9 protein-coding genes are annotated in these 13,157 nt (G+C 37.5%); 2 read left to right on the forward strand and 7 right to left on the reverse strand.

All coding sequences use genetic code 11. The annotated features are described in order from the left end of the window. The first annotated feature begins 746 nt into the window (after positions 1-746). Together PVV68_RS05075 and PVV68_RS05080 are read left to right on the forward strand one after the other, a co-directional pair. A complete protein-coding gene (locus tag PVV68_RS05075) occupies positions 747-1,961 on the forward strand; it encodes an NADP-dependent isocitrate dehydrogenase (protein WP_273720890.1) in 1,215 nt (404 codons plus the stop codon). 121 nt (positions 1,962-2,082) lie between these two features. Then, a complete protein-coding gene (locus tag PVV68_RS05080) occupies positions 2,083-3,510 on the forward strand; it encodes an MFS transporter (RefSeq protein WP_273720889.1) in 1,428 nt (475 codons plus the stop codon). A 14-nt stretch (positions 3,511-3,524) separates the two neighbouring features. Here the strand turns inward: PVV68_RS05080 and PVV68_RS05085 are convergent, their stop codons facing one another. The 7 genes from PVV68_RS05085 to ssb all read right to left on the reverse strand — a co-directional run bounded on the left by PVV68_RS05085 (position 3,525) and on the right by ssb (position 12,867). After that, the gene (locus PVV68_RS05085; RefSeq protein ID WP_273720888.1) at positions 3,525-4,733 is read right to left on the reverse strand and encodes an MFS transporter; all 1,209 of its coding nucleotides are present in this window, start codon (positions 4,731-4,733) and stop codon (positions 3,525-3,527) included. A gap of 696 nt (positions 4,734-5,429) precedes the next feature. Continuing rightward, positions 5,430-6,548: a tRNA guanosine(34) transglycosylase Tgt gene (gene tgt / locus PVV68_RS05090; protein WP_273720887.1), complete on the reverse strand. Its 1,119-nt coding sequence runs from the start codon at positions 6,546-6,548 to the stop codon at positions 5,430-5,432. Between the two features lie 1,131 nt (positions 6,549-7,679). After that, a complete protein-coding gene (locus PVV68_RS05095) occupies positions 7,680-8,192 on the reverse strand; it encodes a peptidylprolyl isomerase (RefSeq protein WP_273720886.1) in 513 nt (170 codons plus the stop codon). Positions 8,193-8,211: 19 nt separating this feature from the next. Further along, positions 8,212-8,805 (reverse strand): peptidylprolyl isomerase, encoded by a 594-nt coding sequence (locus PVV68_RS05100; RefSeq protein WP_273720885.1) that lies wholly within the window; start codon positions 8,803-8,805, stop codon positions 8,212-8,214. Next, positions 8,795-9,316, reverse strand: a complete 522-nt coding sequence (gene coaD / locus PVV68_RS05105; RefSeq protein WP_273720884.1) for a pantetheine-phosphate adenylyltransferase — start codon at positions 9,314-9,316, stop codon at positions 8,795-8,797. Before coaD ends, PVV68_RS05100 begins: the two co-directional genes overlap by 11 nt. Positions 9,317-9,337: 21 nt before the next feature. Further along, the gene (gene gyrA, locus PVV68_RS05110; protein WP_273720883.1) at positions 9,338-12,124 is read right to left on the reverse strand and encodes a DNA gyrase subunit A; all 2,787 of its coding nucleotides are present in this window, start codon (positions 12,122-12,124) and stop codon (positions 9,338-9,340) included. A 230-nt stretch (positions 12,125-12,354) separates the two neighbouring features. After that, positions 12,355-12,867, reverse strand: a complete 513-nt coding sequence (ssb, locus tag PVV68_RS05115) for a single-stranded DNA-binding protein (protein WP_273720882.1) — start codon at positions 12,865-12,867, stop codon at positions 12,355-12,357. Positions 12,868-13,157: the final 290 nt, after the last annotated feature.

A 13,157-nucleotide genomic window follows, 5' to 3' on the forward strand; every position in this document is an offset into this window, starting at 1 on the left:
GGATTTTCCAATATGCTTCTACAGAGTGCGTTCTTGGCAAATTTTTTATAAAAATTACTTGAGTGATTCTAAGCTGTCTTTAGGTTTACCATAGCTTCTTTTATTATAGATAATATATTATTTATGTACTCTTTTAAAGTTAAAGAATGAGATTTTGAATATGTTTTTGTGTATCTGCATACAAGGAATCATAAAAATTGCTTTATAATTTCTTCCTTTTTTCAAGAATGGTGCTATAGTTTACACATCTATAATTATAAAGTGAGAACTCAATCAACAATAGAATTTCTTGATTCCATCTCGTATTAAGGGAGAATTTATAAGCTGTACGAACAATATATAGTATAAGTTTTTGTTCAAGCTTAGCTCTAGCCTTTATAAGTTTTTTACTCAAAGTGACTTTAATCATTTCCGGAATATCCTGAAAGATTGACAAAAAATGATTTTATATAATCATTTCCTCATTATCCCCTCTTTATCACCGTGGATTTTTACACTAACAAATCATAACTTTACTAAGCTCATATAATAATTGAAAAAACTGTCAATAAAATGAACAAACCCTATACCATCAGTAAGATCCACCTAACACATGAACTCCCCAATAAAATTTTTACTTGCTAGAAAGACATCTCTTTAATTGATATCATATTTGAAGCTTTCTTCATCATTCTTGTTTTTACTTTTCATAACAAGTCTGAAAGTGTTATAAAATATAATATTACTTAAACAAAAAAGGACTTCTAATGGCAAAGATCAAAGTAGAAAACCCCGTTGTTGAAATTGATGGGGATGAAATGACCCGGATCATTTGGCAATATATCAAAGATAAATTGATCCATCCTTATCTCGACATTGATCTCAAATATTATGATCTTTCTATCGAAAATCGAGATGCAACCAATGATCAGGTAACGATCGATTCTGCCAATGCTATCAAAAAATATGGAGTTGGCATAAAGTGTGCAACCATCACACCAGATGAAGCACGTGTTAAAGAGTTCAACTTAAAAAAAATGTGGAAATCACCAAATGGTACGATTCGTAATATTTTAGGGGGAGTTATTTTTCGCGAACCTATTATCTGCAAGAATGTCCCACGTCTTGTACCTAACTGGACAAAACCAATTATTATCGGGCGTCATGCCTTTGGTGATCAGTATAAAGCAACGGATTTTAAATTTCCTAGTAAAGGAAAATTAAGTATTAAATTTGTTGGTGATGACAATCAAGTTATCGAACATGATGTCTTTGACGCTCCAAGCGCAGGGGTTGCTATGGCTATGTATAACCTTGATGAATCCATCCGCGACTTTGCGCGCGCATCTTTTAATTACGGACTACAGCGGAATCTTCCAGTTTATCTTTCAACAAAAAACACCATACTAAAAGCTTACGATGGTCGTTTTAAAGACATCTTTCAAGAAATATTTGATACAGAATTTAAAACTGAATTTGAAAATCGTAAGTTATATTACGAACATCGCCTCATTGATGACATGGTTGCTTCTGCACTTAAATGGTCAGGTGGATATGTCTGGGCATGTAAAAACTATGATGGTGATGTGCAATCAGATATCGTTGCTCAAGGCTTTGGCTCGCTTGGACTCATGACTTCTGTTCTCATGACACCAGATGGTAAAATTGTTGAAGCAGAAGCTGCACATGGTACAGTAACACGCCATTACCGCCAGTATCAAAGAAATGAAGAAACATCAACAAATTCTATTGCATCTATTTTCGCATGGACACGTGGGCTAGCGCATCGTGCCAAATTGGATAAAAATGAAAAATTAAAAAACTTTGCCACAGCATTGGAAAAAGTTTGTATTAAAACCGTTGAAGAAGGTTTTATGACTAAAGATCTTGCCCTTTTGGTTGGACCTAAACAAAAATGGCTCTCTACAACAGGATTCCTTGATAAAATTAATGAAAATCTTAAAAAAGTAATGGAGTATTAAATTATAATCTCATTTAAATTTCAAAGCTCTGCGCAAGAAGAGCTTTGAATCTCTCTTGGCAAAGTCAAAGAGCTGTCTTATAAAGTAAGGGAAGTTAACTTTTTACTAAATAGTAATAACAGTGAAAAAACAAGGCTGGTCTGTACTCTTATGGGGGAAGAATGGTATTCGCTTTTTGACGTTTACAGGTGGTGTTATGTTACACGCCACCAATATCTATATTGTTATCACTATTTTACCCTCTCTTATGAGTGAGATGAACGGTGATCTTTATTATTCTTGGGTAGCAACTGTTTTTATTATAGCATCACTTCTTGGAACTTCATTTGCAACAAAAATATTAGGGAAAATAGGCCCTCGCAAAGCTTATATTATCTCTGGATTGATCTTTATTGTAGGAACCTTTACATGTAGTATTGCATCTACTATGCTCTTATTTTTGATAGGGCGCTTTATTCAAGGATTTGGAAGCGGTTCTTTACTATCCCTATCCTATTCTATGATACGTATTATCTTCAATCCATCTGTGTGGTCACATGCATTGAGTGTTATCTCTGGAATGTGGGGAATATCAACCCTGTTAGGACCAGCTATCGGTGGCATTTGCATACATTATGGTGTATGGAGGGCGTCTTTTTGGATCATTGGGGCATTAGCAATAATCTTTTGGATCATAGCCTTTAAGGTTTTACCAAAAGAAAATAAAAATGATATTCCAAAATCCCCACTCCCCCTCGCACAACTCCTCACACTCACTTTGTTGATTTTTATCATTTCTATTGGGGGAGCTATGAATGCTACAGTTGCAAAAATCTGCGGTTTAGTGATCGGATTGAGTCTTCTCTTTGTTCTAGCAAAGATCGAAACATTTACACTTCATCCTATGTTACCGCGCAACTCTTTTTCTTTCTCTTCTGAGTTTTTTCCTGTCTATGCATTAATACTTATTATAACTATAGTTGTATATAGTATAGAGCTTTATTTTCCACTTTTTCTTCAAGAGCTTCATGGACAGTCTCCACTTATTGCCGGTTATATAGCATCACTCATGAGTTTTGGTTGGACATGTGGTTCTCTATCAAGCGCTGGTATATCCACAAAAAAAGTTCACAGCCTCATTATATATTCCCCTCTATTAAGTCTTTTGGGCATAAGCATTCTTTTATGGCTCGTTCCAACAAACACTTCTCCATCTGAATATATTTTTATCATTTTATGTTCATTATTTACTATCGGGATGAGTGCTGGCATAGCATGGCCGCATTTGCTAAAACGAATATTACAATGTGCAAATGATGAAGATGCTTTACGTGCTAGTGAATCCCTTACCTCTGTACAACTCTTTTCAGCTGCATTAAGCGCAGCACTTGCAGGAACAATTACCAATCTTGCTGGTCTCTTTAATCCTGGAGGAGTAGTAGGGATGATTTCAGCCGCAAAAACCCTGCTTGTAGCACTGATTAGTCTTTTATTTTTTCTTGGTATTCCATTTGCTCTACGTGTTTCCTATAGCATATTAAAAAATCCAACAGGACAATCAAAAAGCTGAATAAATCAAAAATATTAAACACGCTTTTCCATAGACCATGAAATGCAAAAAATCACTAATCCACAGAAGGTTAAAACACTTCCAACAAGAGCGGTATATTCGTAACTATAGCCCAACTTTAAAACCAATCCTCCAGATTCTGCACCAAGAGCATTGGCGATATTAAAAGCAGATTGCATTAATGCTCCTGCCAAAATCTGTCCATGAAGAGCAATATCCATGATTTTTGTTTGTATAGAAGGCATAGCGGCAAAAGAAGTACCAACAAAAAAACATCCTAATGCTGCCGTTAACGAAGCATGGGATAAAAAGAAAAACAGAAAAAAAACAAATGTACTCCAAAGCATAGAAAAAAATATCATTGGTGAAAGACCAACTTTAACTGCAAATTTAGGTCCTAAAAGATTTCCTACCACCATTCCAAATCCAACTAACGGCATAATAAATGGTACCCACTCAAGCGGAACACCAGAAATATGCATTAATGTTGACTTAATATAAGTAAAAACAGAAAATAATCCTGAGGCTCCAATCGAAACCATCGTTAAAAGAAACCATACTTGTTTTTGCTTTAATGCAGAAAGTTCGCGTAGAGGGTTTGTTTTTGAGAGATGCAAATCAGAGGGCAAAAACTTGCAAATAAGTAAACAACATAATAAAGCAAGAGCGCCAACAAGGATAAAAGCAATCTGCCAACCAACAAGCTGACCAATCCAAGTTGCACTTGGTGCTCCTAAAACGGTCGCAATTGTCAAACCAAGCATAACATAGCCAACAGCTTTGGAACGTTCATTCATTTCCACCATTGAAGCTGCAACCAGAGTCGCAAGACCAAAATAAATGCCATGGGGAAGTCCACTGATAAAGCGTAACGTTATCAATATGCTAAAATCAGAAAAAAGAGCACTAACAATATTTGCCAGCGCATAAAAAAACATCAATCCTGCCAAAACAGTTTTACGTGAGAAAGAAGCTGTTACAACAGCTAAAAGAGGAGCTCCAATCACAACACCCAGTGCATAAGCAGAAATATACTGACCTGCTGTCGGAATATCAACAGATGAGCTTTGCGCCATCTCTGGCTGTAGCCCCATTGCCACAAACTCTGCCGTACCAATCGCAAAACTTCCCACCGCAAGAGCGAAAATTGCCAAACACCGTGTATGAGAATCAACCCCTGATGCAAGAATGTTTTGTTTATGAGAATTTTTCACTGTCATCATTTCTATATCGTGATATTTCAATTATAAATATCTGTAACGTGGCACAAATAAACTCAGAGCCTGTCTTACATCTACATCTAAAAATTTCAACGTATCATTAAAACATCGTCCACAACGAAAAAAACAACAGCGTTAGCTTTAAAATGCGTATTTATAAATAGAATTTGTTTTTAAACGATAGAGCAACTACAATCATTTCGTAATGAATACAGAACTTCAATTATGCAAATATTCTTATAAAAATAAGCTAAGAACTTAAAAATATTCATTATTTAAAATTTTCTCACTTACAATTTAAATGAAATCAGCTTCATAGCCACCCCCTAAATGAGAGAACTTTTTTAAAACTTCATTTTCTCATGAAAAAAATACAAAAATTAGTCTATAAAAGCACAATTTTCATACTTCTTTAAGGGTTCGCTAACCCCTCATTAACATTGTTGCTCTAAACAATTATTAGAAACAGAAACAAACTGTTTTTCTCCGGATCAGGTAGCGCGTACCGGAGTAACAGTTTCTGTTCACTATCACAATTGCAAAAAGAATAACCTCGATAAAGCTGTGCAATCATGTTTTATTCCAAGACAGTTTTGTGCTTTTAAAAAGCATCTTCCACTTTTTCTTTAGTAAAACTTTTAATACAAAACAAATTGAACAATATGAAAAAGCAGATACCAATGCATGAGGATTAACTCTTTAGCGTCCTTGCGCCCATAAAGCACGGGTTTCAGCACAAAAATCGGCATAACACCCCTCCTCAATAGCATCACGAATTCCTTGCATAAGTTGTTGATAGTAAAAAAGGTTATTCCAAGTTAATAACATACCACCAAGAGATTCACCAGATTTAATCAAATGATGCAAATAAGCACAACTATAATCATTTGCCGCAGGACAAAGAGACTGTGGGTCAAGAGGATGTGGATCTTCCGCATAACGCGCATTGCGCAAATTAATTCTTCCAAAACGTGTAAAAGCCAAACCATGACGCCCCGCACGTGTTGGCATTACACAATCAAACATATCAATACCACGAGCAACGCTTTGTAAAATATCATCAGGTGTTCCAACTCCCATGAGATAACGTGGCTTATCTTCTGGCAAAATCGGACAAGTAACATCCAATACAGCAGTCATAACACTCTGCGGTTCACCAACAGCAAGCCCTCCAATAGCATAGCCTTTCAAGTCCATCTCTTTTAATGCTTGGGCAGAACGTTCACGCAATTTCATATTATCACCACCTTGAACGATACCAAACAATGCTTTTTCTGGCTGCTCACCAAAAGCTGTTTTACAACGCTGTGCCCACCGCAATGAAAGTTCCATAGCAGCTTCTATTTCTTTTTTACTTGCAGGTAATGCAATACATTGATCCAATTGCATCTGGATATCCGCATTAAGAAGCCCCTGAATTTCAATCGAACGCTCTGGACTCATTTCATAATACGCTCCATTAATATAAGAGCGAAATATCACACCTTGTTCAGTAATTTTGCGTATTCCCTCCAATGACATAACCTGAAACCCACCAGAATCGGTTAAAATAGGTCCAAACCAGCGTGAAAATTCATGTAAGCCTCCTAAACGCGCAACACGCTCGGCTCCTGGACGCAACATTAAATGATAAGTATTGCCCAAAATGATATCTGCTCCAAGAGCACGTATCTGGTCCATATACATAGCTTTAACAGTTCCTGCCGTCCCAACTGGCATGAATGCAGGTGTACGAATAGCCCCACGACCCGTTATAATTTCACCACGACGGGCATAACCATCTTGAGCAATCTTTCTATAATGAAATGTTTTTATCATCACTCTCGTCTTTTTACTTCCATAGTTTCATACTGCCATAGAAAGAAAAGCTATACCTCTCTTCAGAGGTAGCATCATAAACTTTATGGATTGATTCTCGATTTGCTAAACAATGTCACTAGCATAAAAAATGAAACGAGATAAAGAAATCTTCACGACCAAGCCATGATCACAATCAACGTAATAATTTCCATTTCTCAGAAGGATCTAACAACATTACACGCCAAGATATCCATGCTCCCTCACTATAAATTTTAGAGAGTTGTGAGATTTTTTTTAACAACAATATTCTTATTTTCACATACTTTCACTAGCTGATCATACTTAGAGAATTTTATATTGATAGAAGAAATCTCTAAGATCTTGCCTAGAGTTTCAAATAGATTTTACTTTCATAGAAAAAATGACGTCTATAGATAAACGTAAACAGCCTAAAGCTTCTCCTTCATCTTCTCATAAAATGCAAATTCGTAAAGAATAGCTTGTCACTTTTTTTACAACTAAAAAAGCTCCATATTTTGCTTTCTATATCTCACCACACCTTGATTACTATATGAATAAAATAATATATTATATTGAAATAAGCATATTATTGCTTATATCAAAATTATATCTCATATCTATACTCAAATTACCATATATCATTGATATATGAATACTTGCTTTCAGAAAAAGAATTGCCAAAAGCGCAAAAACGCAAAGCAAAATCATCATTTTATCCAAACAAATACATCCAATGCAAATTATTACACGCGGTAATTGCTTAGCAAATTGCATTTACATAAAAAATAAGTTTCAACCAACGCACCTGAAATATAAAATGGCTATAAAAACAATAAGTTCTAAATATTTATTGTTAAACAGATTAATCTTATCAAAATTACAAGCAAGCGGTATCACGTCAACATTAAATCTTATACTTTCTCTCTTATAGTGCGATATTTGCCAAAAATGGCAAAACAACATGCCGTGATCTCATTAGCTCTAAAAGGAACGAAGTTTAATGCGTGAAAAGATACACCATATCCTCTTATAGATTAAAATCGCGACAATTATTCTTCACAACACACAAGATAACAATCAGACGGAAAATATCTTCACTTAGTGCTTTTACAGCTGAAATGGATAATCCTATTCTATATCCGCAGCAATTATAGCTCTAATGATTGCATCAGGATCTACAACAGGTTCACCACGCTTAATTTGATCAATATTCTCCATGCCCTCAATAACCTGTCCCCATATGGAATATTGACGATCAAGCCAAGGAGCATCGGCAAAGCAAATAAAAAACTGTGAATTAGCAGAATTTGGATTCTGGCTGCGTGCCATAGAAACTGTACCACGCTTATGAGAAAGTTTCGAAAACTCTGCTGTTAAATTAGGTTTCTCTGAACCACCCATACCCGCACGTGATAAATTAAATTTTTCACCGTCCTTTTTGCCAAATTGCACATCACCAGTTTGCGCCATAAAACCATCGATAACACGGTGAAAAATAACGTTATCATAAGCCCCTTCGCGCGCAAGCTCTTTAATACGTGCAACATGACTAGGAGCTAAATCAGCAAAAAGTTCAATAGTCACCTTACCCTTGGTTGTTTCAAGAATTAAGGTATTTTCTAAATCTCTCATTTCGGCCATAGAGCTAGTCTCCTTTAATTCATCTCTCAGCTTGCAAAACAGCAGCATTAATAACATCAGGATTTGTTACAGATCCATTATTACTTGTGGACCCTTTTTTAATTTTATCAACAACATCCATTCCCTTTATGACTTCTCCAATAACCGTATATTGACCATTTAAAAAAGCAGCATCAGCAAAACAAATGAAGAATTGAGAATTAGCAGAATTTTGATCTTGTGAACGTGCCATACCAACAGTACCACGCTTAAATGGCTGCTTTGAAAACTCCGCCGGTATATTAGGATAATGTGAGCCTCCCATACCAACGCGCCTAAGATCAAATTCTACACTGTCCTTTTTTCCAAACTTTACATCACCAGTCTGTGCCATAAAGTCTGGAATAACACGGTGAAAGACAACATTGTTGTAAGCACCTTCTTTTGTTAATTTTTTGATTTGTGCAACATGCTTTGGCGCTAGATCAGGACGAAGACGTATCACCACATCACCATTTTTGAGTGATAAAACAAGCACATTAGAGTTATCAGTGGCGTTAGAATCATTTGCCACAGCACTTAATGAAAAAAAACAAAAAAGACATGTCAAAACAGCAAAAAACCTAAGATACATAATCATGCTCTCCTGAAAATTGAAATTTTAAGCACAAAGCTCTCGCAATATTTGCAGGCACAAAGGGCGTTACATCACCTCCCATAGAAGCGATCTGACGTACCAATGTGGAAGTTATTACCCGCCCAGAAACACTCGCTGGCAAAAAAACCGTTTGCAATTCAGGAGCCATGATATTGTTCATCCCCGCCATTTGCATTTCATAATCAAAATCAGCGCCATCACGCAACCCGCGAATAAGAAAGGAAGCACCAATTTCACGCGCCTTATCAATCAAAAGAGTATCAAATGAAATAACCTGCAACCGTTCAGGACCTATACCTAACAACTCTTTTCCTGCCCCAGTAATTAAAGCAACACGCTCTTCAAAACTAAAAAGTGGTTCTTTTTTAGCCTGTACCCCTATAGCCACAACGACCTTATCAGCTAAAGCAAAACTGCCTTGTAAAATATCAAGATGACCATTTGTAAAAGGATCAAAGGAACCCGCATAAAGAGCAATTTTCTCCATTTCACTCTACACTTTTCAAAATTATTTCTTCTCGCTCACATCAACCGTATTAGAAGGTTCCCCTGCCTCACCATCTAATTGGTTATCATCATCCTCGGCTTCAGAAATACGCTCAACGGATACAACTTTTTCGCCTTCCGCTGTATTGAAAATCGTCACGCCCTTAGTCGAACGCCCCGCTATACGAATACCCTCAACAGGAACACGAATAAGCTGCCCTCCATCTGATACCAACATAATTTGATCTTGCGCATTTACCGGAAAAGCCGCCACTAATTTGCCAATTTCAGCCGTTTTAGATGGATCCGTTGCACGAATTCCTTTCCCGCCACGTCCCGAAATACGGAATTCATAGGAGGAAGATCGTTTCCCATAACCAAACTCACTTACTGTTAAAAGCATCTGTTCGCGTGCATGAAGCTCTGCATAGCGTTCCTCTGTCAACTCTGTTTCTGCCCCTCCCTCTTCTTCATCAAAAGTGACAATATCATCCGTCTCGGCTTCAGCCCCCACAGCACGGCGCTCATTAATCATACGTTTGATGTAAGCAGAACGCTCAACCGATGTGGCTTCAACATGTTCTAAGAGTGTCATCGAAATGACTTTATCACCATTAGCTAAATTAATACCACGCACTCCAACTGAATTACGCCCTGCAAAAACACGAACCTCAACGACAGGAAAACGAATACACTGTCCATTAGCCGTTATAAGCACGACATCATCATGTTCCGTACAAGTTTCAACAGAAAGAATTTCATCTCCTTCTTCATCAAGTTTCATGGCAATTTTGCCATTACGATTCACCTGAACAAAATCTGATAATTTATTACGGCGCACCGTTCCACGCGTCGTTGCGAACATAACATCCAATTCACTCCAATGCGACTCATCTCCTGGTAAGGGCATAATCGTTGTGATGCGCTCACCTTGCTGTAAGGGAAGCAGATTAATCAAAGCCCGTCCGCGCGACTGCGGCGTACCAAGTGGCAAACGCCAAACTTTTTCTTTATAAACAATCCCACGTGATGAAAAGAAAAGAACCGGTGTATGTGTATTCGCCACAAATAATCGTGTAACAAAATCCTCATCCTTTGTAGACATACCAGAACGCCCCTTTCCACCACGGCGTTGCGCACGGTATGTATTGAGAGGAACGCGCTTAATATAACCACTATGGCTCACAGTAACCACCATATCCTCTGGCGCGATCAGATCTTCGCTCTCCATCTCAGCGCTACCAAAACCAAACACAGTACGTCGAGGCGTAGCGAATTCTTCACGAAGAGCATTCAATTCATCTTTCACAATGCCCATGATGCGTGAACGCGATGCCAAAATACCTAAGTAATCAGCAATATCCACTTCGATCTTATTTAATTCATCAGCAATTTCATCCCGCCCCAGTGCTGTCAATCTTTGCAAACGCAATTCTAAAATAGCGCGCGACTGCTCTTCAGAAAGATTATAAGTATTGTCCCCATGGATAATATGACGGGGATCGTCAATAAGTTTAATCAAAGGCGCGACATCAGCAGCCGGCCAGCGTCGTTCCATTAATTGCGCACGCGCTGTCTGTGGATCAGGAGCTTTACGAATAAGCGCTATAATTTCATCAATATTGGCAACAGCAAGAGCAAGACCAACCAAAACATGGGCCCGCTCGCGTGCTTTACGCAAAAGATATTTTGTCCGCCGGCTGACAACCTCTTCACGAAAAGAAACAAATGCACGCAGCATATCAAGCAACGTCATCTGTTCAGGTTTTCCCCCGTTTAATGCCACCATATTACAACCAAAAGAAGTTTGCAGTGGCGTATAACGATACAATTGATTCAAAACAATTTCTGCAACAGCATCTTTTTTGAGTTCAATAACAACGCGATATCCATCACGGTCAGATTCATCACGCAAATCAGCAATTCCTTCGATGCGTTTATCACGCACCAATTCAGCCATTTTCTCAATCATCGTTGCTTTATTAACTTGATAAGGAATTTCACTCACAATAATTGCCTGCCGACCACTGCGAATTTCTTCGATATCAACTTTAGCGCGCATAATAATGGAACCACGTCCTGTTTCATAAGCCGCACGAACACCAGAATGGCCAAGAATAATACCACCAGTAGGAAAATCAGGACCTGGAATAATTTCAATAATTTTATCAAGTGTGATACTGGGATCATCAATCAAAGCGATACAACCATCCACGACTTCACCAAGATTATGGGGAGGAATATTGGTTGCCATTCCCACCGCAATACCACCTGATCCGTTAACCAAAAGATTAGGGAAACGTGCTGGTAAAACGATCGGTTCACGTTCTCGCCCATCATAATTATCCTGAAAATCAACCGTTTCTTTATCAATATCTGCTAATAGCTCTTGTGAAACTTTTTCTAAGCGACATTCTGTATAACGCATTGCTGCCGGCGGATCACCATCAACAGAACCAAAATTTCCTTGACCATCAATCAAGGGATTTCTCAAAGAGAAGTCCTGTGCCATACGCACCAAAGCATCATAAATTGAAGCATCACCATGGGGATGGAACTTCCCCATAACCTCACCAACAACCCCTGCAGACTTACGATAAGGCTTATTAAAAGAAAGTCCCATTTCATTCATGGCATGAAGAATACGCCGATGAACAGGTTTGAGACCGTCACGTACATCCGGAAGTGCACGCGAAACAATCACACTCATCGCATAATCAAGATAAGAGCGTTGCATTTCATCAATAATACTGATTGGTTCAATACCATTCAGCACATCACATTCTGGGTATGGAGTAAGATCGCTCACAGCTTCAAGACTTTCAAAAAAGAATCATTTCACTTTGTTTATATCGAAAAATGCAAAAAAATGCTAATTTCTCTCTCTTGAGAGAAAGGAAATTTAACAATAATTTTCAACATGTTATTTATTTGTATTTAAAATCATAGATAAAATACACAAGACTTAAATCTCCCCAGACTTTAACAATCTTAAAACAAACAACAAAAAACAATAATAATACCGCATTCTAACAATGATTAAAAAGGTACATCATCGTCTAATTTATGTGAAAAACTTTCTTCTGGTTGGTTGTTGTGATGACCAAAAGCATTTTTCTGATTTGAACTACTATCAGCAAAACCACCACTGCCGTAACTCGCTTGATTTGCCCCTTGCATTTGCTCCCCACCAGAGCTCCCACGTCCATCAAGCATTTGCAATTCACCACGGTATTTTTGCAAAACGATCTCTGTTGTATAACGGTCATTCCCATTTTGATCTTGCCACTTTCGTGTTTGCAACTGACCTTCAATGTAAATTTTGCTGCCTTTTTTTAAATATTGCTCTACAACTTTGATAAGATTTTCGTTAAAAATAACGATATTATGCCACTCGGTTCGCTCTTTTCGTTCATTTGTATTACGATCACGCCAACTCTCTGACGTAGCAATCCGTAAATTTGCTACTTGATCACCAGAGGTCAAACGGCGGATTTCAGGATCTGCACCAAGATTACCAATCAAAATAACTTTATTAAGGCTACCAGCCATCGCATAAACTCCAAAATTTTAATTTGCAAATAATCTTTTTTATAGAGCGGTCATTACCATCTTGACCTTGTCATCTGCATATCTGCAATTGACCTTCAATGTGGATTTTGTTACCCTTTCTAAAATATCGTATCGTGTAATTATAACAAAAGATGATAACAACGCATAGTTTTATTCGATCACCACAGAATAAAAAGCTGTTTTCTAGGTTTTTCTTTCCACAGAAGTTACATTCTTTATCCCCTTTAGAGCAATTGAACGCGTTGTAATTCTAAAAAACAATTTTATCC

The sequence above is a fragment of the Bartonella sp. ML69XJBT genome, assembly GCF_028618515.1.
Taxonomy (GTDB): domain Bacteria; phylum Pseudomonadota; class Alphaproteobacteria; order Rhizobiales; family Rhizobiaceae; genus Bartonella.